The organism is Vibrio sp. ZF 223 (assembly GCF_003050585.1).
GTDB classification, from domain to species: domain Bacteria; phylum Pseudomonadota; class Gammaproteobacteria; order Enterobacterales; family Vibrionaceae; genus Vibrio; species Vibrio crassostreae.
Genome location: NZ_PIGB01000011.1, coordinates 181,041 through 203,597, shown reverse-complemented (window position 1 = coordinate 203,597; position 22,557 = coordinate 181,041). Strand labels below are relative to the sequence as shown.

Below are 22,557 nucleotides of genomic sequence, written 5' to 3'. Positions count from 1 at the left end.
TGCTGCGGTCGTGGCGGAATTGGTAGACGCACCAGATTTAGGTTCTGGCGCCGAGAGGTGTGAGAGTTCAAGTCTCTCCGACCGCACCATTATTTCTCTTTAATTAGAGAACAAATAATGAATCTATTAGATTTATTATGGCTACTTAGCTCAGTTGGTTAGAGCACATCACTCATAATGATGGGGTCGCAGGTTCAAATCCCGCAGTAGCCACCACTTATACAATGTCTTATTGAAGCACCAATATTCGATATGACTACAAAGATTTGCTGCGGTCGTGGCGGAATTGGTAGACGCACCAGATTTAGGTTCTGGCGCCGAGAGGTGTGAGAGTTCAAGTCTCTCCGACCGCACCATTATTTCTCTTTAATTAGAGAACAAATAGTGAATCTATTAGATTTATTATGGCTACTTAGCTCAGTTGGTTAGAGCACATCACTCATAATGATGGGGTCGCAGGTTCAAATCCCGCAGTAATGTCTGCTCCATTTTCTAATTGAGTATGACTTCCCTATGAAAAACCTCACTCTAACGATCGGTTGCTACACAGACACTCCCAGTAAAAGCCAAGGCGTATATCAGGCTCAATTAGACTTGGAAAGCGGAAAGCTATTACCTTTAGAGCTCGTTGCAGAGTGCACTAACCCGTCTTTTGTCGTAGCGACAAAACTTGGCATCTATACCGCGTCTGAAATTGATCAGCCAAAACAGCCGCAGCTGATTCATATTCCTAGCCCTAACTCAAAGACGGTTAAGAACTCCGGTACTATCGCTGGCGGTCACCCCTGTCACATCACGATAGATCCACACAATAAGTTTGCTATCACGTCGCAATACTCATCAGGCACATTCGATATTTTTAGCTTAAGTATCAATGGCAACATCGATAAGCGCCTCAAAACAATCAAGATGGTTGGTTCCGGGCCAAACAAAGAGAGACAAACTAGCCCGCACGCCCACCAATGTCTGTTCTTACAAAACTCGCCACAGTTTGTGACTGTCGATCTCGGCACCGATCGAATCAACTTCTATTACTTCGATGAAGAACAGGAAGAGTTTCTAGACGGGCCTATGCAGTCTATTAAAGTGCCAGCTGGCAATGGACCTCGCCATTTAATCTTTAACAAAGCAGAAGACAGAGCCTATGTGATCTGCGAGCTCTCTGAATCAATACTTATGTTGGAAAAGGTTTTGGGTGTATGGAATATCGTAGAAGAAATTGATGCGCTTCCCAATATGGAGAAAGGAGAAGCTACGGCTGCGATAAAACTATCGCCGGATGAGCAATTCCTCTATGTATCTTGTCGACACCAATCAAGGATCAGTTGCTTCAGAATCGAGCCTACAACAAAAATGCCTATTTTTATTGATAGCTATAATACTGAAGGCAACTTCCCTCGCGATTTTCATATTACTGACTGCGGACGATGGGTTATCGCAGCAAACCAACACTCCAATAACATCACCTCATTCAAACGAAATAATGAGGATGGGTCTTTGGTTTATACAGGATACTCTTTAGAGATCGATGCACCGGTTTGCGTTACACAGCAGTTATAGCACTCAGCACCAAACAAAAAAGGAGAGCATCTGCTCTCCTTCTCTATATAGATAATCTGAACTAATAAATTAAAGGCCTAAGGCGTATTTCAATACTTGGGTTTTAATCGGCCCAGAGTTCTCTGCTAATTTTAGCGCAGCATTACGTGCAAACTTGAGCGGACCAATGTCGTTGCTGAATGTCTTGTAGAAAAAATCCATGCCACTCTGCATCATTAGGTTGTCGCCTCTTCTCATCACTTCATAACGTCTTGCTACAAACTGATTCAATTCACCCTTTTCGTTGGTGACATCCAACAGTACTGATACATCTTTAAAGCCTAAGTTAACACCCTGCCCTGCCAATGGGTTGATCGTATGTGCAGAGTCCCCGACTAAAATACAGTTATTCTTCGAATATGATTGAGCATGACGTCGTGTCAGAGGAAAAGAACCCGAATTCAAGACTTTAATATCACCTAACTCTTTAGGAAAGTGAGAAAGTACTTCGTTACGTAGTTTTTCAGGGGTCATTGCTGACAGTTGCTTAATACGCAGTGGAGAATCATACCAAACTAATGACCCCTGCCCGATTTCTTGACCGTCAGAGGTTAGAGAACACAAAGGCAAAAATGAACGAGGACCACTTGGTAAAAATTGCTGCCAAGTAATATCTTGCTGAGGCTGCTCGGTTTCTACGTTGATAAGCATACAGTGCTGGCGGTAGTCCCAAGCAGTAATACCGATACCAGCTTGTTGACGAACGGCTGAATTGGCGCCATCCGCGCCAATCACCCATTTCGCGGATAGCTCAGCCCCAGATTGAAGCTTAACGATATTGATTTCACCAAACTCAATCTCATCGAGCTTTTCTGGACATAGCAATTCGAGGTTGTCGTGTTCAGCAAATTGAGACCATAAACCTAATTGAATGAGTCTGTTCTCAACGATATAGCCCAAACGAGGAAGGTCCAGTGATGCAGCATCAAACCGAGTACGACACTCTGGGTGTTCCCACGTCTCTAAACGCTTATATGAACACACTCGCATCGCTGCAATACTTCGCCATGCACCAAGATCTTCAAGCAACTCGACCGATGCTTGAGAAATCGCTGACACACGAATGTCCATCGTTTGTGACTCATCAAAAGCTTGTGGGGCAAAACCTTCGATTACCGCAACACTCAGACCTTGCTTTGCAAAACCGATAGCTGTTGCTGCGCCAACCATGCCGCCACCGACTACTACAATATCGTAACTGTTCATATTTTGTACTTATCAGTTTGATTCTTTGACTGTTTTTGATTGTACTTTTTCATAACTAACTTGTAACCAAAAACCTTATTCGAAAAAAGGGTTATCCCTTATGGCATATGGCGTTAACGATAATAAAAGCCACTACATAAGAGATTTGTTCAGACTACTAGTCAGTCGGTTTTGAAACCAGTACAATACGCCGCTTGCCGCTAGAGCCTGTCATAAAATTGAATACTGAATTATGACATATGGAGCTAGCGGATGAATAATGGGCGATTTGCTCCCTTAAATTAAACTAACGATCGAGCGAACATATAATGAGTAAGAAACTGCTAATTAAAACTTGGGGCTGTCAGATGAATGAATACGATTCATCAAAAATGGCCGACCTGCTTAACGCTGCAAATGGCTATGAGCTAACTGAAGTACCTGAGGAAGCAGACGTACTACTATTGAATACTTGTTCTATCCGCGAAAAAGCACAAGAAAAAGTATTCCACCAGCTTGGTCGTTGGAAAACGCTTAAAGATAAGAAAGAAGGTGTGGTGATCGGTGTGGGTGGCTGTGTAGCGACTCAAGAGGGTGATCACATTCGTCAACGTGCACCTTACGTAGACGTTATCTTTGGCCCACAAACACTGCACCGTCTGCCAGAGATGATTAAATCATCACTGTCTAACGAAAAGCCAGTAATGGACATCTCTTTCCCAGAGATCGAAAAGTTCGATAACCTGCCTGAGCCAAAAGCTGAAGGTGCGACGGCATTCGTTTCTATCATGGAAGGTTGTTCTAAATACTGTACTTACTGCGTTGTACCATACACACGTGGTGAAGAAGTTAGCCGTCCAATGGATGATGTACTGTTCGAAGTGGCTCAACTTGCAGAGCAAGGCGTACGTGAAGTTAACCTACTAGGTCAGAACGTAAACGCATACCGCGGTCCAACACACGAAGGCGATATCTGTTCATTCGCAGAACTGCTTCGTCTTGTTGCTTCTATCGATGGTATCGACCGTATTCGTTTCACAACTAGCCACCCGCTTGAGTTTGGTGACGACATCATTGAAGTTTACAAAGATACTCCTGAACTAGTGAGCTTCCTTCACCTGCCAGTACAAAGTGGTAGTGACCGTATTCTTACGATGATGAAGCGTCCACACACGGCTATCGAGTACAAGTCTATTATCCGTAAACTGCGTAAAGCTCGTCCTGATATTCAAATCAGTTCTGACTTTATCGTTGGTTTCCCTGGTGAGTCTAAACAAGACTTCCAAGATACAATGAAGTTAATTAAAGAAGTTGATTTCGATATGAGCTTCAGCTTTGTTTTCTCTCCTCGTCCGGGTACGCCAGCGGCAGATTACCCATGTGACGTACCAGCACAAGAGAAGAAAGATCGTCTATACGAACTGCAACAAACGGTAAACACACAAGCTATGCGCTTCTCTCGTCTAATGCTAGGCACAGAGCAACGTATCCTTGTTGAAGGTCCATCAAGAAAGAACCTAATGGAACTTCGCGGCCGTACAGAAAACAGCCGTGTTGTGAACTTCGAAGGTTCTGCAGACCTAATCGGCCAGTTCGTAGATGTGAAGATCACTGAGGTTTACACCAACTCACTACGTGGTGAGCTAGTTCGCACAGAAAAAGACATGGGTCTACGCGTTGTTATGACTCCAGCAGAAATGATGGAAAAAACAAAACGTGAAGACGAGCTAGGTGTAGCGACATTTACACCGTAGGCAATACAACTGTTTGAGCACAAAGCGCAAACACAAAGCTTGAAATTACCTAACTAAGTGACCATCTTAGAAATAGGGATATCACAATCAAAAGCCCGGTCTAAATCGGGCTTTTTGCTCTTTGTTTTATTTAAGAGCGAGTGGCACAAAATGAGAGGCTAATTTGAGCAATAAAATCGTTACCTTAGAGATAAATCTAGAGCCAGCCGACAACAAGCGCTTGGCTAGCTTATGCGGACCATTCGACGACAACATCAAACACCTTGAGCGTCGTCTTGGCGTTGAGATTAATTACCGAAGCAACTTCTTCACCATCGTTGGTAAGCCTCACACAGCAGCCGCTGCTTTAGACATCATCAAACACCTCTATGTTGAAACGGCTCCAGTTAAAGGCAACATAATCGATATCGAACCAGAGCAAGTGCATCTGGCGGTCACCGAATCTGGCATTTTGGAACAACACGTCGAGTCTGAAATCGACTACGGCAAAGAAGTGACCATTAAGACTAAAAAAGGCGTCATCAAACCTCGTACGCCAAACCAAGCACAGTACCTAATGAACATGGTCACCCATGACATCACCTTTGGTATTGGGCCAGCAGGTACAGGTAAAACCTATTTAGCCGTTGCAGCAGCAGTTGATGCACTTGAACGCCAAGAGGTTCGCCGGATCCTACTGACTCGCCCTGCTGTAGAAGCCGGTGAGAAGCTTGGGTTCCTACCGGGTGATTTAAGCCAGAAAGTCGACCCATATTTGCGCCCACTTTACGATGCACTGTTTGAGATGCTCGGTTTTGAACGTGTTGAAAAGCTAATTGAACGTAACGTGATTGAAGTCGCTCCACTGGCTTACATGCGTGGACGTACACTAAATGATGCATTTATCATTCTTGATGAGAGCCAAAACACCACGGTAGAACAGATGAAAATGTTCTTAACCCGTATCGGTTTTAATTCGCGTGCAGTTATCACAGGTGACATTACGCAAATCGATTTACCTCGTGGAGCGAAGTCTGGTCTTCGTCATGCAACTGAAGTGCTGAGTGAAGTGGATGACATCAGCTTTAATTTCTTCATGTCTGAAGATGTGGTTCGTCACCCTGTTGTTGCTCGTATCGTCAACGCCTACGAGAAATGGGAAGCGAAAGACCAGAAAGAGCGCAAAGAGTTTGAAAAGCGTAAACGTGAAGAGCGCGAAGCCAAACTTCTTGAGGCTCAGCAGGCAGTTACGACACAATTAGCAACACAAAATAGTTCTGTGATTACAGAACAAGGTGATAAATAGATGTCTATTGAACTAGACCTGCAAATAGCAGTCGAAAATGAGCAAGGTCTTCCAACTGAGCAAGATATTCAGCTTTGGTTGGACAAGACAATTCCTCAGTTTCAAGAGAACGCTGAGTTGACGGTTCGTATCGTTGATATGCAAGAAAGCCACCAGCTCAATCATGAATACCGTGGCAAAGACAAGCCAACTAACGTGCTGTCTTTTCCATTCGAGGCACCTCCAGGGATCGAGCTAGATCTGCTAGGCGACCTCATTATCTGCCGTCAAGTTGTCGAAAAAGAAGCAGAAGAGCAAAGTAAGCCTCTGCTAGCACACTGGGCTCATATGGTTGTACATGGCAGTCTGCATCTGCTAGGTTATGATCATATCGAAGATGATGAAGCTGAAGAGATGGAATCACTCGAGACAGAAATCATGCAAACTATGGGGTTTGAAGACCCGTATATTCTAGAAAAGTAAATTGATTCTAGTAAAGTAGGTTGCAGAGAAACAATAACTCATCGAACCTGTGATTTCCGCAGGAATCTGAGTTGTAACGTGTGCTATCACACTTCTGATAGCGTTATTTTTTGAGAAATCATGAACGAAGGTAACCCCCCCACTTCTGAGGGAAGTAAAAAATCTGAAGGTCCGAGTAGAAAGTCCTTCTTTGAACGCCTAGGCCAACTATTTCAAGGTGAAGTAAAAGATCGCCAAGAGCTCGTGGATGTAATCCGCGACTCAGAAATTAATGACCTAATTGACCACGACACGCGCGACATGCTCGAGGGTGTAATGGAAATTTCAGAGATGCGAGTACGCGATATCATGCTGCCTCGCTCTCAAATGGTTACAGTTGAACGCACCGATGATTTAGATACATTGATTGCGCTTATTACTGATGCTCAACACTCTCGCTACCCAGTGATCAGTGAAGATAAAGACCATGTTGAAGGCATTCTATTAGCGAAGGACCTACTTAAGTATTTGGGTTCAGAAAGTGCCCCATTTGATATCGAACAAGTGATTCGCCCTGTCGTAGTTGTTCCTGAAAGTAAGCGAGTTGATCGCCTGCTTAAGGAGTTCCAAGAAGAGCGTTACCACATGTCTATCGTTGTCGATGAGTTTGGCGGAGTTTCTGGCCTAGTAACCATTGAAGATATCCTCGAAGAAATCGTTGGTGAAATTGAAGACGAGTTCGACGATGAAGAAGAGTTAGATATTCGTAAGCTGAGTAAGCATACCTTCTCTGTAAAAGCTTTAACCACTATTGAAGAGTTCAACGATACGTTTAACACTGCCTTTAGTGATGATGAAGTAGATACAGTAGGCGGCATGGTTATGACAGCACTCGGTCACCTGCCGGTTCGTGGCGAAATTGTAGAAATTGAAAACTACCATTTCAAGATAACATCAGCAGATAACCGTCGTGTAATTCAGCTACAGGTAACCATTCCTGACGAACAGCCTCTTCCGACTATCGAAGAATAACAACTTCTCTCTAAAGAGATGACAGAAATTAGATGACTAAGACCTTTATTCATCGCCTATTACGGCCGCTTGCGGCCGTTTTTGTTGGCGCTATAACCACCCTTTCATTCGCTCCATACTCCATATGGCCTCTTGCTATTCTCAGCCCAGCTTTGTTGCTGTTACTGATCCACAACCGCTCTCCTAAAAGCGCGCTTTGGATTGGCTACGCATGGGGTTTAGGCCAATTCACGACAGGTATCAGCTGGGTATACGTCAGCATTGATGGTTTTGGTGGCATGCCACTGGCGGCTAATCTATTTTTGATGGCATTGCTCGTTGGCTACCTAGCTGTTTATTCAGGTCTGTTTACCTGGAGTTTGAACAAGTTCTTCCCTGTTAATAATCTAAGCCGCTTTTTCCTCGCTGCTCCAGCATTGTGGTTAGTCAGTGATTGGCTACGTGGATGGGTAATGACGGGCTTCCCTTGGCTTTGGTTGGGCTACAGCCAAATCGATTCGCCATTAAGTTCGTTTGCACCGATTGGCGGCGTAGAGCTAGTAACTCTAGCGATCATTGTTTCAGCCTCTGCATTCGCTTATGCGATTGTTAACAGGGCTTGGAGTATCGCTATCATTCCCGCCGTCGTATTTAGCGCAGGTTTTGGTATTCGAAATATCGATTGGGTCACGCCGAACCCGGAAAAAACTACGTCAGTCGTTTTAATACAAGGCAACGTCGATCAAGACAGTAAATGGCTACCAAGTCATCGCTGGCCGACCATGATGAAATACACCGACCTCAGCAGAGAAAACTGGGATGCGGATATCATCATCTGGCCTGAAGCCGCTATTCCTGCTTTTGAAGTCGAGATACCCTCTTTTCTGCGCAACTTAGACAGCGCTGCTAAGATGAATAACAGCTCAATCATCACCGGTGTACTGAATCAGTCTGAAGACAAGAAGTACTACAACAGCGTTCTCTCACTTGGTGTAAACCCATACGGTGAATACAGCTACGATCCAGACGAGCGCTATCATAAACATCACCTACTGCCATTTGGTGAGTTTGTACCGTTTGAGGACATATTGCGCCCATTGGCACCATTCTTTAACTTGCCAATGTCTTCGTTCAGTCGTGGTGATTTCATCCAACCAAACATCGTGGCCAACGGTCGTCATCTTGCGCCTGCGTTGTGTTACGAGATCATCTTTAATGATCAAGTTAGACAGAATGTGACTGATGAGACTGACTTTATCCTCACGCTCTCCAACGATGCGTGGTTTGGTCGTTCGATTGGGCCATTGCAACATATGGAAATCGCACAAATGCGGGCTCTGGAGCTTGGTAAGCCGCTTATTCGCTCTACCAACAATGGTGTGACGGCGGTGACAGATTACAAAGGCAACATCATCAAACAAGTGCCTCAGTTTGAAACGGCCGTATTAAAAGCTGAACTCATTTCAACGGATGGTCAAACGCCTTATCACACAATAGGTACTTGGCCACTGTATATATGGGCGATGCTCAGCTTGGTGATTGGTTGGCTAATAAGAAAGCCAAAAAGCTAGATTCGAGATTCGAGATTCGACGAAAGGTGATTGGAGGGTTGACTGACTGGGTCAACCCTTTTTATTGCTGTGGTTTTACGTTGATACTGTATTATGGTTCAGGAGCTTACGGCTTAAGGGCTTTACGACTAAACCCTTTAGAACCACATTTAATGCATGGAATGATATTGGTTGGGTGGTTATATTCAGTTTGGTGACCACACTCGTCACATACCAAGGTTCCTAAGCCTATGACTTCACCCGCTTGATACAGCCCCTGATGTTCTAAATCTTGGAACAGTTCAACCCACTCCACCTTAGTGCGGTCAGTGATATCCAACAGTCCTTGCCAAATAGAGTCTGCAATCATCAAATAGAATGGACCACTTTTACTCTCTTCATAGCTTTCAGAAAACTCTTTTAAGTCCGACTTCACGTAGGCAGAAATCAGCGATAGTTCATCTTTGGTCATGTCGTTGGCTGCTTTCGCATACTTGCCTGACGTTTCGATTTTGTTGTTGAGCTCTTCAGGACTATGCTTCAGCGTTTCAATCACCTCTTCGACTACTTCTTCATAGAGCGCTTTTTTCTTCGGCATAACAACCTCCTTAAGATAACCAACCTTTTAGTGAGCAAACGGGTGCGCTGCAATGCACTCCCGCTCACAAACAAATGCAATTCATACTCTTAAGTATAGTTGCCCTGCGAAATTCAGTGAAAATTACACAATCTACTAGGTAGCAACTGCAAGTATGAAGGGTATAACTATTGTTGTACTCAGCTCCTTTAGGTATTCTATGACGATCTGTAAGATTCTGTTCTAACCGAACTCACAAATTCCAAGATAACCGGATACCATCGATGCAAGAACAATATAACCCGCAAGAGATTGAACAAAAGGTTCAACAACACTGGGATAACAGCGAAACTTTCGTTGTAAGTGAAGACCCAAACAAAGAAAAATTCTACTGTCTTTCTATGTTCCCTTACCCAAGTGGCCGACTGCACATGGGTCACGTGCGTAACTACACCATCGGTGATGTGGTATCTCGTTTCCAACGTCTACAAGGCAAAAACGTAATGCAGCCAATTGGTTGGGATGCATTCGGCCTACCTGCAGAAAACGCAGCTGTTAAAAACAACACAGCGCCTGCACCATGGACTTACGAAAACATTGAGTACATGAAAAACCAGCTTAAACTTCTAGGCTTTGGTTACGACTGGAACCGTGAATTCGCAACATGTACTCCAGAGTACTACCGTTGGGAACAAGAGTTCTTCACTAAGCTTTACGAAAAAGGCCTGGTTTACAAGAAGACATCTTCTGTTAACTGGTGTCCAAACGACCAAACAGTACTAGCAAACGAGCAAGTAGAAGACGGTTGCTGCTGGCGTTGTGATACTCCAGTAGAGCAAAAGAAAATTCCACAGTGGTTCATTAAAATCACGGAGTACGCTCAAGAGCTACTAGACGATCTCGACAACCTTGAAGGTTGGCCTGAAATGGTTAAGACCATGCAGCGCAACTGGATCGGCCGCTCTGAAGGTGTTGAGCTGTCTTTCGCTGTCAACGGCGAAGAAGCGCCACTGGAAGTTTACACAACTCGTCCAGACACACTGATGGGTGTTTCTTACGTGGGTATCGCTGCAGGTCACCCTCTTGCAGAGAAAGCATCGAAGAACAACCCAGAGCTTGCTGCATTCGTTGAAGAGTGTCGTAACACTAAAGTTGCTGAAGCTGAACTAGCAACGATGGAAAAGAAAGGTATGGATACTGGCCTAACGGCTATCCACCCTCTTAACGGTCGTGTTGTTCCTGTTTACGTAGCAAACTTCGTTCTTATGGATTACGGCACAGGTGCGGTAATGGCGGTTCCTGCTCACGATCAACGTGACTACGAATTCGCAACTAAGTACGGCATCGACATTATCCCAGTAATCAAACCTGAAGACGGTTCTGAGCTAGATGTGTCTGAAGCGGCTTACACCGAGAAAGGCGTATTGTTCGATTCTGGTGAGTTCGATGGTCTTGCGTTCCAAGAAGCATTCGATGCAATTGCTGCGAAGCTTGAAGCTGAAGGTAAAGGTAAAAAGACAGTAAACTTCCGTCTACGTGACTGGGGTGTATCTCGTCAGCGTTACTGGGGTGCTCCAATCCCAATGGTAACCACTGAAGACGGTGAAGTTCACCCTGTCCCAGCAGACCAATTACCAGTAATTCTTCCTGAAGATGTGGTAATGGATGGCGTAACTAGCCCAATCAAGGCAGACAAATCTTGGGCTGAGACAACGTTCAACGGCGAACCAGCTCTACGTGAGACTGACACGTTCGATACGTTTATGGAGTCTTCTTGGTACTACGCACGTTACTGTTCACCACAAGCAGACGACATTCTAGATCCAGAGAAAGCAAACTACTGGCTACCAGTTGACCAATACGTTGGTGGTATCGAGCACGCTTGTATGCACCTGCTTTACTCTCGTTTCTTCCACAAGCTTCTACGTGATGCTGGTTACGTGACGTCTGACGAACCGTTCAAGCAACTACTATGTCAAGGCATGGTTCTGGCTGACGCTTTCTATCACGAAAACGAAAAAGGCACCAAAGAGTGGATTGCACCGACTGACGTAACGGTTGAACGTGACGGTAAAGGTCGCATCGAAAAAGCAGTCGACGATCAAGGCCGCGAAGTTGAGCACTCAGGCATGATCAAAATGTCTAAGTCTAAGAACAACGGTATCGACCCACAAGAGATGGTAGACAAGTACGGCGCTGATACAGTACGTCTATTCATGATGTTTGCATCACCTGCAGACATGACGCTTGAGTGGCAAGAGTCTGGCGTTGAAGGAGCTAACCGCTTCCTTAAACGTGTTTGGAAATTGGTTCACGCTCATTCCTCTAAAGGTGCAGCTGAATCTGTTGACGCTTCTGCGCTATCTGGCGACCAAAAAGCACTTCGTCGTGATATCCACAAGACTATCGCGAAAGTAACGGACGATATTGGCCGCCGCCAAACGTTCAACACAGCTATCGCTGCAATCATGGAACTAATGAACAAGCTAGCGAAAGCACCTCAAGAGTCTGTACAAGATCGTGCAATTCTTGATGAAGCGCTAAAAGCAGTAGTTCGTATGCTTTACCCTATGACTCCACACATCTCTTACGAAATGTGGATTGCACTTGGTGAATCAAACGTAGACTCAGCAACATGGCCAACTTTCGATGAGAAAGCGCTAGTTGAAGACGAGAAGACTATCGTTGTCATGATCAACGGTAAGCTACGTGCGAAGCTAACGGTTGCTGCTGACGCGACAGAAGAGCAAGTTCGTGAACTTGGTCTAAACGATGAGAACGCTAAGAAGTTCCTAGATGGCCTAACGATTCGTAAGGTTATCTTCGTTCCTGGTAAGCTTCTAAACATCGTTGCTAACTAATTTCGTTAGTACAGTGCAATTGCTAAAGAATTAACGAACTTAATTCATTAAAAGCAGTCTGTAGACAGGGTAGCTAATTGCCCTGTCTACTTATTTAAGCGCTTTAGATTTGAGCCTAACAACTCAATCTAGCTAAAGCCTTTAAATAAGTATTCTACCTTCATGAGAGCCATCAAATAATGCGCCTGATTTCACTATCTTCATTGAAAGTTACTATTGTTGTTTTAACCGTCAGCCTGTTAAGTGCGTGTGGTTTCCACCTGCGTGGTGATTACTCCGTACCAGAAGAACTCAACAAGATCTCCGTAACCAGTTATGACCAATACAGTACGTTTACACGTATGATGAAAGGTCAGCTACGCATGAATGATGTAGAAATCGTGCCACCTGCTGAAAATACCCCTAACCTACACATTATTAGTGAGAGCGTTGGTGAGCGTACCCTTTCTCTATACCAAAACACTCGTGCAGCAGAAAAAGAACTGACATTTCGCGCTTCATATCGCGTAACGATCCCAGATCTAGGCTCAAAGACATTCTCAACCAGCGTAACCCGCAGTTACCTAGACAACCCATTAACTGCACTTGCGAAGTCGGTTGAACGAGACATGATTGAAGATGAGATGCGTAAGTTGGCAACAAGCCAAATCCTACGTCAAATGGCTCGACTAAAAGCCAATATTGCCGCTGGTAGCATGAATCTAGAGTCATTAGAAAATGTTCAAGTTAAAGAGCTCGAAAAGCAATACAACATCAAGAATGTTGAAATTGACGACGTTGAGATCGTACCGGCTTCAGAAGAGCAACCAACACTTAGCGAACCGGCTGAGTAATAGGTTTATTTGATGCGTATTTTTGCTGACCGCTTATCAGAGCAACTTGCTAAACAGCTAAGCAGTGTTTACCTCATTTTTGGTAACGAGCCTCTGCTATTACAAGAAAGCCGAGAAGCAATTCAAAAAGCTGCAAAACAACAAGGTTTTGAAGAACGTCACCGCTTTGCTATTGATAGCAGCCTCGACTGGAATCAAGTCTACGACTGCACTCAAGCATTGAGCCTGTTCTCTAGCCGTCAAGTCATCGAACTTGAATTACCAGAGTCAGGCGTCAATGCCGCGATAGCAAAAGAGCTACTCGCGATCTCCGAGCATATCCACAGTGATATCCTATTGATCTTGGTCGGCACTAAGCTAACCAAAGCTCAAGAGAGCGCGAAGTGGTTTAAGGCGCTCTCGAATCAAGGTCACTGGGTCAGTTGCTTGACTCCAGATGTCAGTCGACTTCCTCAGTTTGTCCAAGCTCGCTGCCGTCAAATCGGTTTGACGCCAGATCCTGAAGCGATTCAAATGCTGGCACAATGGCATGAGGGTAACCTATTTGCACTAACCCAAAGCCTAGAAAAACTGGCTCTCCAATACCCAGATGGAAAGCTCACACTAGTACGCTTAGAAGAATCGCTGAGTCGCCATAACCATTTTACTCCATTCCATTGGAGTGATGCGTTATTAGCAGGCAAAGGAAACCGAGCACAACGGATCCTGCGTCAGCTAGAAGCCGAGGGTATAGAGCCAGTCATTTTACTGCGTAGTATCCAACGTGAACTTGCCCTGTTGTTGCAAATGCAGCAACAAATGAAACAGATGCCGATTGGTCAAGTCTTCGACAAACACCGCATCTGGCAATCTAAAAAGCCTCTTTATAACGCCGCGCTAACAAGAGTTTCGATTTCTCAATTACACTCTTTGTTCGCGTTGCTCACCCAAGCTGAATTGATGACAAAGACTCAATATGAGCAGTCGCCTTGGCCACTAATTCATCAGTTAAGCGTAGAGTTTTGTATCCCTTCAGCTTCAATACCATTTCACGCATAAAAGCGTGGTATATTCTAGGGTCAACAGCCCCTAAAAAGCTAAATTCAGATTAAAGGAACACCCCGTGTTACGTGAAGAACTAAAAGATTTTCTTGCAGACAAAGCCGACGACATGAAAGCAGAATCGATTGTGACTATCGATGTAGAAGGCAAATCAAGTGTGACTGATTACATGATTGTTTGTACTGGCACCTCTAAGCGCCATGTTGCTTCTATTGCACAGCATGTTGCTGATGAAGTACGTAAAGCAGGCATGCAACCACTAGGCATGGATGGCCAGCAAGAAGGTGAATGGGTTGTTCTAGATATGGGCACAAGCATGCTCCACGTTATGCAAGAAGAGCATCGTGAACTGTACCAACTAGAAAAACTTTGGGGCTAAGCTTTGAAGATCCAGTTAATCGCAGTTGGTACAAAAATGCCAAAGTGGGTTGAAGAAGGCTTTAAAGAATATAAACGCCGCTTCCCTCATGATATGCCATTAGAACTCATTGAAATCACTGCGGGTAAACGCGGTAAAAATGCGGATATTGCACGTATTCTTCAAAAAGAAGGCGAAGCAATGTTGGCAGCGGTTCCGAAAGGTAACCGCATTGTCACGCTTGATATCCCAGGTAAAAAATGGGATACCCCTCAGCTGGCAGAGCAATTGGAAAGTTGGAAATTGGATGGACGCGACGTTTCTATCCTTATTGGCGGGCCTGAAGGACTAGCACCTGCATGTAAAGCGGCAGCAGATCAAAGTTGGTCTCTATCGGCACTTACTCTCCCTCACCCATTAGTACGCGTTATCATGGCTGAAAGCTTGTATCGAGCTTGGAGCATCACTGCTAACCACCCTTATCATCGAGAATAAGCGTTAATGTTACGTAAACGTAGCCAAATCCGTGACTACAAAGCAGAAGCACGACTATTTACTAGCCGTGCTTTTGTTGCGTTTGCAGGGATCATAGTGATGATGTCGATGTTGGTTATGAATCTTTACAACATTCAAATCAACCAATATCAGGACTATAAAACCCGCTCTAACGACAACCGTATCAAGGTCGTTCCAATCGCACCCAACCGAGGTTTGATTTACGATCGCAACGGTGTACTTCTTGCTGAAAACCGCCCTGTTTTCAATCTAGAAATCACACCAGAAAAAATAAAAGATATGGATGACACGCTCGCCCGCCTACAAGCGTTAATCGAGGTCCCACCAGAACGTGTCGAGCGTTTTAATCGTGATCGTCGTAATTCACGACGCTTCAAGTCAGTACCGATTCTGAACCAACTTACAGAAGAACAGGTTGCGGTCTTTTCTGTAAACCAACATAAGTTCCCTGGTGTTGAGGTCACTGGCACGTTAAAACGTTTTTACCCTTATGGTGATGTGCTGACTCACGTTATTGGTTATGTATCGCGCATCAATGACCGTGATATGCAGCGCCTAGCACGAGAAGAGAAAGACGCCAATTACCAAGCGACTCGCGACATCGGTAAACTTGGCATTGAACGCTACTACGAAGACATGTTGCACGGTACCGCTGGCTATCAAGAAGTCGAAGTAAACAGCCGTGGACGAGTGATCCGTACCCTTAAGTTTGTACCTTCGGTTCCGGGTAAAGATATCGTGCTCAACTTGGACATCAAGCTACAACTATACGTACATAAGTTACTTGATGGCCGCCGTGGTTCAGCTATCGTTCTCGACCCGAAAGACAATGGCGTGTTAGCTATGGTATCTAGCCCAAGCTACGACCCAAATGCATTTGTACATGGTATATCCTCTAAAGGTTACAACGCACTGCTTCAAGACAAAGACCGACCTTTAGTTAACCGTGCAACGCTAGGTATTTATCCACCAGCATCGACGATCAAGCCATTCATTGCTGTTGCGGCTTTGCAAGAAGGTGTCATTACACCGAATACCACACGTAACGACCCTGGCTACTGGAAGATCCCGAACTCTAAAACCAGACCATTCCGTGACTGGTTGCGTTGGGGGCACGGTGTCGTTGATATAGAGAAAGCGATTGAAGAGTCAGTGGATACTTTCTTTTACCAAATTGCTTATGATCTCGGAATTGACCGCATATCCAAATGGATGATGATGTTCGGCTTTGGTGACTACACTGGCATCGATATTTATGAAGAAAGCAAAGCCAATATGCCAACTCGTGATTGGAAAATGGCAAGACACCGTGTGCCTTGGTACCAAGGTGACACCATCCCTGTTGGCATTGGACAAGGCTACTGGACAGCAACACCAATGCAGATTGCAAAAGCCACATCAGTTTTGGTGAATGAAGGTGAAGTAACAGCCCCTCATCTACTTCGTTCAACCATTGATAACGGCCGCCCATTCGATGAACAAATTATGTCGGATATTGAAACTTACCCACCGCTAACCGGAGTTAAGAAGAAGTATTGGGACATCGCTCAGGAAGGTATGAGGCTGGCTAACCACGGTAAGAAAGGCACCGCAAGACGTTCATTCCAGAAGATGTCTTACCAAACTGCTGGTAAATCGGGTACCGCGCAGGTATTCGGCTTAAAAGAAGATGAAGAGTACAACGCGGATGAAATCGCAGAGCACTTACGCGATCACGCCCTCTTTACGGGTTACGCGCCTTTTGAAGATCCTGAAGCAGTCGTGACTATCGTTCTAGAGAACGCAGGTGGCGGTTCGTCTAACGGCGGACCAGTAGTAAGAAGAATTTTAGACCATATTATCCTTGCAGAAGATTATCAAAGTGAGCCAATTAAATAATGAAACTTGATCCTTCAACTGGACGAAATAGAGCCCTATTCGAAAGGCTGCATATCGACCTGCCGCTTTTGCTCGGCATTCTGGTTTTAATGGGCTTTGCCCTACTGATCATGTACAGCGCAAGCGGACAAAGTCTTGCTATGATGGATCGCCAAGCAATGCGTATGGCTCTGTCTTTAGGTGTAATGATCTTCCTAGCGCAAATCTCACCTCGCACTTATGAGACCTTGGCACCACTGCTGTTTGCTGGTGGTGTCATCTTACTATTAGGCGTGTTGTTCTTTGGTGAAGCCTCGAAAGGTGCCCAGCGTTGGTTAAACTTCGGCTTTGTTCGATTCCAGCCCTCAGAGCTATTAAAGCTTGCAGTGCCTTTGATGCTGGCACGATTTATCGGTAAGCGTTCACTTCCACCTACCTTCCAAACATTAGCGATCTCGCTAGTGATGGTATTTGTACCGACGATTCTAATCGCAAAGCAACCCGACTTAGGTACATCTATCCTTATCGCCGCATCCGGTATCTTCGTGATATTCCTGGCAGGTATCAGTTGGAAAATCATTGCTAGTGCGGCAATCGCGTTGGGGGCGTTTATCCCAATCTTATGGTTCTTCTTGATGCGTGAATATCAAAAAGTACGTGTAAGAACCCTTTTTGACCCTGAATCAGATCCATTAGGTGCGGGTTACCACATCATTCAAAGTAAGATTGCGATAGGTTCTGGTGGTATATCAGGAAAAGGTTGGCTGCAAGGCACTCAATCTCAACTAGAGTTCATCCCAGAGCGCCACACCGACTTCATTTTTGCGGTAATTGCCGAAGAGTGGGGCATGATTGGTATCTTGTTCTTGCTTGCTATCTATTTGTTTATTATTGGACGTGGCTTAGTGCTTGCTAGCCAAGCTCAAACCGCATTCGGCCGAATGATGGGCGGCAGTATTGTACTGAGCTTCTTCGTCTACATTTTTGTAAACATTGGCATGGTAAGTGGCATTCTACCTGTGGTTGGTGTTCCTCTTCCTCTAGTCAGTTATGGCGGTACTTCAATGGTTACCCTTATGGCTGGTTTTGGTATTTTAATGTCAATCCATACACACAGAAAAGCATTCTCAAAGGCGACCTAATCGATGTCTATTACAACGTTCTCAAAAAAAGCATCCCTGGTTGATGAGCTGCCATTCAAAAAAATAGCCTCTATCTTAGGGCTAGCGATTTTAATCAATGGCTGTTCTTCACAGAAGCCAACAGGTCGCTACGATATTGATTCAGATATTGCGCCAGACGCACCGATCTCGGTAGAGCATTTAGAAGATGCTCACCCTCAGTATGAACCTTATAGTTTAGGTGGTAACACGGATTACACTCTGCGTGGCGAAGACTATAAGATCGTCAAGGAGACGGAAGGATTTACCGAGAAAGGAAAAGCCTCTTGGTACGGTAAGAAATTTCATGGTCATTTAACGTCTAATGGCGAAATCTACGACATGTATTCGATGTCTGCAGCACACAAAACATTGCCTATTCCAAGCTACGTAAAAGTGACCAATACCGATAATGACAAAACAACGATTGTACGCATCAATGATCGTGGTCCATTCCATGAAGGCCGAATCATTGACCTTAGTTATGCGGCCGCTTACAAGCTCGATGTATTAAGAACCGGCACTGCAAATGTTGAGATAGAAGTCATTACTGTAGCTATGCCAACCGACGCTAAGAAAAAGGCCGCTTTGCCACAATTTATTATTCAAGTTGCCACATCTCCACATGAAGATAGAACAGAGAAGTTAGCTAAAGATCTAGCCGAAAAACTAGAAGTAGCAACGTTCTTGCAGTCAAATGATGACAACTACCGTCTGATGATTGGGCCATTTCATGACTATGCTCTGACTCAAGAAAAATTAGAACAAGTTAAGCTAATGGGTTACCCGTCAGCTTATATAAAAAAACACACCCTGACTCGCTAATTAATCTAACAGTTACTTCTGGTAATCAGCGCTCTGGTGTGACAGAGTGATTCTGTTAATATATGAATAGTTCACCAAATAATTGCATTCAAAATGATTAAATCTAATAAACTTGTTAAATCGATTTTTGCTACTTCTGTTGCTCTTTCTGCAACGATAGCTACATCGTCATTCGCCGCTCCTATTGTTGTTCCTGATGCACCTCAAATCGCCGCTAAAGGTTTTGTTCTGATGGATTACCATTCAGGCAAAGTACTAGCAGAGAAAGAGATGAATACTCAACTTTCTCCAGCAAGTTTAACCAAGATGATGACGAGCTACGTAATTGGCCAAGAGCTAGAGCGTGGCAACATCAACTTAAACGACGATGTTGTAATCAGTGAAAATGCTTGGGCTAAAAACTTCCCAGATTCATCTAAGATGTTCGTTGAAGTAGGTACAACGGTTAAAGTTGAAGAACTGAACCGCGGTATCATTGTTCAGTCAGGTAACGATGCTTGTGTTGCCATGGCTGAACACATCGCCGGCTCTGAAGATGCATTCGTTGACCTAATGAACGCATGGGCAAGCTCTATCGGTATGAAAGACACGCACTTTGCTAACGTGCACGGTCTAGACAACCCGAACCTATACTCAACGCCTTACGATATGGCGCTACTTGGTCAGGCGCTGATTCGTGACGTTCCTGATGAGTACCGTATCTACTCGCAGAAAAAATTCACTTACAACGGCATCACCCAATACAACCGTAACGGTCTGTTATGGGATAAGAGCATGAACGTTGATGGCATCAAAACGGGCCACACAAGCAATGCAGGTTACAGCCTAGTAAGCTCAGCGACCGAAGGCAAAATGCGCCTAGTTGCTGTAGTTATGGGCACCAAGAATGCTAATGCTCGTAAAACAGAAAGCAAAAAACTGCTTAGCTACGGCTTCCGTTTCTTCGAAACAGTGGCGCCACATACAGCGGGCGAAACCTTCGTAGAAGAGAAAATCTGGATGGGTAGCAAGGACACAGTTGCGCTAGGTGTCGATGAAGATACTTTCGTAACTCTACCTCGTGGCCAAGCTAAGAACCTAAAAGCAAGCTTCGTACTTGAGAAAGAGCTAGAAGCGCCAATCAGCAAAGGCGATGTAGTTGGTAAACTATTCTACCAAGTCGACGGTGAAGACGTTGCTGAATACCCACTACTAGCACTTGAAGATGTAGACCAAGGCAGCCTATTCAGCCGCCTATGGGACTACCTAGTTCTTCTGTTCAAGGGTTTATTCTAAACCAGCCAAAGGTTTGTTCTAAGTAAAACCTAAGCTTGTTGTATAGCTAACCTAATGAGTAAGTTCATGATTTACTCATTAGTGAGCCAAAAGCCGCCATGTGCGGCTTTTGTTGATCTTGAGTTCAGTGATATTTACACGTAATATTCCGCCTTATTACTCGTGTCTGTTGACCGAACACGCTTTTTATCGACATTTCGCCAATTTGCGAGAGTCTAGCCTTTTGGAGCTAATCATGAACATCAATTCTGATGCAAAACTAAAAGATCTCTTAGAGTTCCCTTGTTCATTTACTTACAAAGTAATGGGCCACGCTAAGCCAGAACTAACAGAGCTAGTGCTAGAAGTGATCCAGCGTCATGCTCCTGGTGACTACAGCCCAACACTAAAACCGAGTGCGAAAGGTAACTACCACTCTGTTTCTATCAATATTACTGCGACTTCAATCGAGCAAGTAGAAACTCTTTATAAAGAACTGGGCGAGATCGAAATCGTTCGTATGGTTCTGTAATCTCCGATTACACATCAAAAACAGCGGCTTATTGCCGCTGTTTTTGTTTAAAGCCCCCTAACGAGTTCAAATTCATTCAACTTAATTTTCAATAAATACAAAGAAAGTTGAAAAACCTTGCAGTCCGTCTGTAGTTAGAATCATGTTTCGCGTTTATAATGCGTTCACTTTATTAATCCTTGAGGGAGTGCAGCTTTGCAAAATAAGCTAATCGTAAAAAAATTAGGCCGTCAGGATTACGAACCTGTATGGAAAGCCATGCATAAGTTCACAGACGAACGCACGGAAGAAGACGTAGACCAAGTTTGGTTGGTTGAACACAACCCTGTCTTCACTCAAGGACAAGCAGGCAAAGCTGAGCATGTATTAAATGCCGGTGATATCCCTGTGATACAAAGCGATCGCGGTGGCCAAGTGACTTACCACGGCCCAGGCCAATTAGTTGCTTACTTTCTGATTAACATCCGCCGCAAGAAATTCGGAGTACGTGATTTGGTTACTCATATCGAGAACCTCGTAATCAATACTCTGAAAGCTTACAATATAGATTCAGCTGCCCGACCTGACGCTCCTGGTGTTTATGTCGATGGCAAAAAAATCTGTTCACTCGGATTACGTATTCGACGTGGCTGCTCGTTCCACGGGCTAGCACTTAACGTCGATATGGACCTGTCTCCATTCCTACGTATTAACCCATGCGGTTACCAAGGTATGGAAATGGCGCAGGTAAGCCAACTTGGCGGACCAAGTGAACTGGAAAACGTTGAGCAACAGTTAATACAAGAGCTCGTAGAGCTACTCGGCTATGACCAAGTAGACATTCAAGCCACCAGTAACATTACAGCAGAAGCATAAAATCATGAGCAAACCAATCCAAATGGAAAAAGGCGTTAAATATCGTGACGCTGACAAAATGGCATTAATTCCCGTAAAGAATATGCCTGCTGAACAGAAAGAAGTTCTACGTAAGCCTGAATGGATGAAGATTAAACTTCCTTCAGACAGCCATCGTATTCAAGAAATCAAATCAGCAATGCGCAAAAACAACCTGCACTCAGTTTGTGAAGAAGCGTCTTGCCCTAACCTAGCCGAGTGTTTCAACCACGGTACGGCAACGTTTATGATTCTTGGCGCTATCTGTACTCGTCGCTGCCCGTTCTGTGATGTTGCCCATGGTCGTCCTGTTGCTCCTGAAGCAGAAGAGCCGAAGAAACTGGCTAAGACGATTAAAGACATGAAACTGAAGTACGTAGTAATCACTTCAGTTGACCGTGATGACTTGCGTGACGGCGGTGCTCAGCACTTTGCTGACTGTAACCGTGAGATTCGCGAGCTAAACCCAAATATTCGTATCGAAACACTGGTTCCAGACTTCCGCGGTCGTATGGATGTTGCGCTTGATCTAATGAAAGACAACCCGCCAGATGTTTTCAACCACAACCTAGAGACAGCACCACGTCTATACCGTAAAGCGCGTCCAGGTGCGAACTACAAGTGGTCTCTTGATCTACTGAAGAAATTCAAAGAACAGCACCCTGATATCCCAACAAAATCAGGTGTGATGATGGGTCTTGGTGAGACGAAAGAAGAGATCGTTCAAGTACTGAAAGACCTTCGCGAACATGGTGTGACTATGCTGACACTAGGCCAATACCTAGCACCAAGCCGTCACCACTTACCAGTAGAACGCTACGTGCCGCCTTCTGAGTTCGATGAACTAAAAGAGATTGCTCTAGAGCTTGGCTTCACTCACGCAGCGTGTGGCCCGTTTGTACGCTCTTCTTACCATGCAGATCTACAAGCTCAAGGTATGGAAATTAAGTAATCACGATTGCTTAACTAAAAATACAAAGGCGCTGAATATTATGTTCAGCGCCTTTTTTCTATCTTCTTGGTGCCGCTAAAAACAACAAAGCCA

20 protein-coding genes and 4 tRNA genes are annotated in these 22,557 nt (G+C 44.7%); 22 read left to right on the top strand and 2 right to left on the bottom strand.

The genetic code is table 11. From position 1 onward, the window contains the following. Positions 1-4: 4 nt before the first annotated feature. The 5 genes from CWO13_RS19390 to CWO13_RS19370 all read left to right on the top strand — a co-directional run bounded on the left by CWO13_RS19390 (position 5) and on the right by CWO13_RS19370 (position 1,560). Positions 5-89, top strand: a tRNA-Leu gene (locus tag CWO13_RS19390). 50 nt (positions 90-139) lie between these two features. Next, positions 140-216, top strand: a tRNA-Met gene (locus CWO13_RS19385). Positions 217-271: 55 nt separating this feature from the next. Continuing rightward, a tRNA-Leu gene (locus CWO13_RS19380) sits at positions 272-356 on the top strand. A gap of 54 nt (positions 357-410) precedes the next feature. Beyond that, a tRNA-Met gene (locus tag CWO13_RS19375) sits at positions 411-488 on the top strand. A 25-nt stretch (positions 489-513) separates the two neighbouring features. Continuing rightward, positions 514-1,560: a lactonase family protein gene (locus CWO13_RS19370; protein ID WP_108083409.1), complete on the top strand. Its 1,047-nt coding sequence runs from the start codon at positions 514-516 to the stop codon at positions 1,558-1,560. A gap of 69 nt (positions 1,561-1,629) precedes the next feature. Here the strand turns inward: CWO13_RS19370 and CWO13_RS19365 are convergent, their stop codons facing one another. Beyond that, on the bottom strand, positions 1,630-2,805 hold the full coding sequence (locus CWO13_RS19365) for a 2-octaprenyl-3-methyl-6-methoxy-1,4-benzoquinol hydroxylase (protein WP_102432280.1): 1,176 nt from the start codon (positions 2,803-2,805) through the stop codon (positions 1,630-1,632). Positions 2,806-3,113: 308 nt separating this feature from the next. On the opposite strand from CWO13_RS19365, the gene miaB reads away from it, so the two are divergent. From miaB to lnt, 5 genes are all read left to right on the top strand, one after another. Beyond that, positions 3,114-4,538, top strand: coding sequence for a tRNA (N6-isopentenyl adenosine(37)-C2)-methylthiotransferase MiaB (gene miaB / locus CWO13_RS19360; RefSeq protein ID WP_012603385.1), 1,425 nt, complete (start codon positions 3,114-3,116; stop codon positions 4,536-4,538). Between the two features lie 163 nt (positions 4,539-4,701). Continuing rightward, positions 4,702-5,823 (top strand): PhoH family protein, encoded by a 1,122-nt coding sequence (locus CWO13_RS19355; RefSeq protein WP_048663673.1) that lies wholly within the window; start codon positions 4,702-4,704, stop codon positions 5,821-5,823. Further along, positions 5,824-6,285 carry an rRNA maturation RNase YbeY gene (gene ybeY / locus CWO13_RS19350; RefSeq protein WP_102432279.1) on the top strand — a complete coding sequence of 154 codons (462 nt, stop codon included), beginning with the start codon at positions 5,824-5,826 and terminating at the stop codon, positions 6,283-6,285. Positions 6,286-6,405: 120 nt separating this feature from the next. Then, positions 6,406-7,296 carry a CNNM family magnesium/cobalt transport protein CorC gene (gene corC, locus CWO13_RS19345; RefSeq protein ID WP_012603382.1) on the top strand — a complete coding sequence of 297 codons (891 nt, stop codon included), beginning with the start codon at positions 6,406-6,408 and terminating at the stop codon, positions 7,294-7,296. A gap of 32 nt (positions 7,297-7,328) precedes the next feature. After that, entirely contained in the window at positions 7,329-8,846 is a 1,518-nt protein-coding gene (lnt, locus tag CWO13_RS19340) for an apolipoprotein N-acyltransferase (RefSeq protein ID WP_102432278.1), read from the top strand. A 106-nt stretch (positions 8,847-8,952) separates the two neighbouring features. Here the strand turns inward: lnt and CWO13_RS19335 are convergent, their stop codons facing one another. Next, on the bottom strand, positions 8,953-9,423 hold the full coding sequence (locus CWO13_RS19335; RefSeq protein WP_009848479.1) for a zinc ribbon-containing protein: 471 nt from the start codon (positions 9,421-9,423) through the stop codon (positions 8,953-8,955). Between the two features lie 263 nt (positions 9,424-9,686). Between CWO13_RS19335 and leuS the strand changes: the two genes are divergently transcribed. From leuS to lipA, 12 genes are all read left to right on the top strand, one after another. Further along, complete coding sequence (gene leuS, locus CWO13_RS19330; protein ID WP_017068503.1) at positions 9,687-12,263, top strand: leucine--tRNA ligase; 2,577 nt, start codon at positions 9,687-9,689, stop codon at positions 12,261-12,263. A gap of 179 nt (positions 12,264-12,442) precedes the next feature. Beyond that, entirely contained in the window at positions 12,443-13,096 is a 654-nt protein-coding gene (locus tag CWO13_RS19325) for an LPS-assembly lipoprotein LptE (RefSeq protein ID WP_108083408.1), read from the top strand. Between the two features lie 12 nt (positions 13,097-13,108). Continuing rightward, positions 13,109-14,134 (top strand): DNA polymerase III subunit delta, encoded by a 1,026-nt coding sequence (gene holA, locus CWO13_RS19320; RefSeq protein ID WP_102432276.1) that lies wholly within the window; start codon positions 13,109-13,111, stop codon positions 14,132-14,134. A gap of 64 nt (positions 14,135-14,198) precedes the next feature. Continuing rightward, positions 14,199-14,516 carry a ribosome silencing factor gene (rsfS, locus tag CWO13_RS19315; RefSeq protein ID WP_004735247.1) on the top strand — a complete coding sequence of 106 codons (318 nt, stop codon included), beginning with the start codon at positions 14,199-14,201 and terminating at the stop codon, positions 14,514-14,516. Between the two features lie 3 nt (positions 14,517-14,519). Continuing rightward, a complete protein-coding gene (rlmH, locus tag CWO13_RS19310) occupies positions 14,520-14,990 on the top strand; it encodes a 23S rRNA (pseudouridine(1915)-N(3))-methyltransferase RlmH (RefSeq protein WP_004735246.1) in 471 nt (156 codons plus the stop codon). A gap of 6 nt (positions 14,991-14,996) precedes the next feature. Further along, entirely contained in the window at positions 14,997-16,889 is a 1,893-nt protein-coding gene (gene mrdA / locus CWO13_RS19305) for a penicillin-binding protein 2 (RefSeq protein WP_102432275.1), read from the top strand. Then, positions 16,889-18,010 carry a rod shape-determining protein RodA gene (gene rodA / locus CWO13_RS19300; RefSeq protein WP_048607962.1) on the top strand — a complete coding sequence of 374 codons (1,122 nt, stop codon included), beginning with the start codon at positions 16,889-16,891 and terminating at the stop codon, positions 18,008-18,010. The genes mrdA and rodA overlap by 1 nt, the downstream gene beginning before the upstream one ends. Before the next feature lie 3 nt (positions 18,011-18,013). Beyond that, entirely contained in the window at positions 18,014-18,853 is an 840-nt protein-coding gene (locus CWO13_RS19295; RefSeq protein ID WP_102432274.1) for a septal ring lytic transglycosylase RlpA family protein, read from the top strand. Positions 18,854-18,946: 93 nt separating this feature from the next. Beyond that, entirely contained in the window at positions 18,947-20,128 is a 1,182-nt protein-coding gene (locus CWO13_RS19290; protein ID WP_017067140.1) for a serine hydrolase, read from the top strand. Between the two features lie 232 nt (positions 20,129-20,360). Beyond that, on the top strand, positions 20,361-20,639 hold the full coding sequence (gene ybeD, locus CWO13_RS19285; protein WP_026084358.1) for a DUF493 family protein YbeD: 279 nt from the start codon (positions 20,361-20,363) through the stop codon (positions 20,637-20,639). Between the two features lie 195 nt (positions 20,640-20,834). Beyond that, positions 20,835-21,494 (top strand): lipoyl(octanoyl) transferase LipB, encoded by a 660-nt coding sequence (gene lipB / locus CWO13_RS19280; protein WP_004737632.1) that lies wholly within the window; start codon positions 20,835-20,837, stop codon positions 21,492-21,494. 4 nt (positions 21,495-21,498) lie between these two features. Then, positions 21,499-22,464: a lipoyl synthase gene (lipA, locus tag CWO13_RS19275; protein WP_017059920.1), complete on the top strand. Its 966-nt coding sequence runs from the start codon at positions 21,499-21,501 to the stop codon at positions 22,462-22,464. Positions 22,465-22,557: the final 93 nt, after the last annotated feature.

What these genes read in the sequence shown, in the direction of transcription:
- CWO13_RS19335 (WP_009848479.1), bottom strand. Translation starts at nt 9,423, where the DNA reads ATGCCGAAGAAAAAAGCGCTCTATGAAGAAGTAGTCGAAGAGGTGATT.
- mrdA (WP_102432275.1), top strand. Translation starts at nt 14,997, where the DNA reads ATGTTACGTAAACGTAGCCAAATCCGTGACTACAAAGCAGAAGCACGA.
- corC (WP_012603382.1), top strand. Translation starts at nt 6,406, where the DNA reads ATGAACGAAGGTAACCCCCCCACTTCTGAGGGAAGTAAAAAATCTGAA.
- CWO13_RS19290 (WP_017067140.1), top strand. Translation starts at nt 18,947, where the DNA reads ATGATTAAATCTAATAAACTTGTTAAATCGATTTTTGCTACTTCTGTT.
- CWO13_RS19365 (WP_102432280.1), bottom strand. Translation starts at nt 2,805, where the DNA reads ATGAACAGTTACGATATTGTAGTAGTCGGTGGCGGCATGGTTGGCGCA.
- miaB (WP_012603385.1), top strand. Translation starts at nt 3,114, where the DNA reads ATGAGTAAGAAACTGCTAATTAAAACTTGGGGCTGTCAGATGAATGAA.
- ybeY (WP_102432279.1), top strand. Translation starts at nt 5,824, where the DNA reads ATGTCTATTGAACTAGACCTGCAAATAGCAGTCGAAAATGAGCAAGGT.
- CWO13_RS19295 (WP_102432274.1), top strand. Translation starts at nt 18,014, where the DNA reads ATGTCTATTACAACGTTCTCAAAAAAAGCATCCCTGGTTGATGAGCTG.
- leuS (WP_017068503.1), top strand. Translation starts at nt 9,687, where the DNA reads ATGCAAGAACAATATAACCCGCAAGAGATTGAACAAAAGGTTCAACAA.
- holA (WP_102432276.1), top strand. Translation starts at nt 13,109, where the DNA reads ATGCGTATTTTTGCTGACCGCTTATCAGAGCAACTTGCTAAACAGCTA.
- CWO13_RS19325 (WP_108083408.1), top strand. Translation starts at nt 12,443, where the DNA reads ATGCGCCTGATTTCACTATCTTCATTGAAAGTTACTATTGTTGTTTTA.
- lipA (WP_017059920.1), top strand. Translation starts at nt 21,499, where the DNA reads ATGAGCAAACCAATCCAAATGGAAAAAGGCGTTAAATATCGTGACGCT.
- lnt (WP_102432278.1), top strand. Translation starts at nt 7,329, where the DNA reads ATGACTAAGACCTTTATTCATCGCCTATTACGGCCGCTTGCGGCCGTT.
- rodA (WP_048607962.1), top strand. Translation starts at nt 16,889, where the DNA reads ATGAAACTTGATCCTTCAACTGGACGAAATAGAGCCCTATTCGAAAGG.
- CWO13_RS19370 (WP_108083409.1), top strand. Translation starts at nt 514, where the DNA reads ATGAAAAACCTCACTCTAACGATCGGTTGCTACACAGACACTCCCAGT.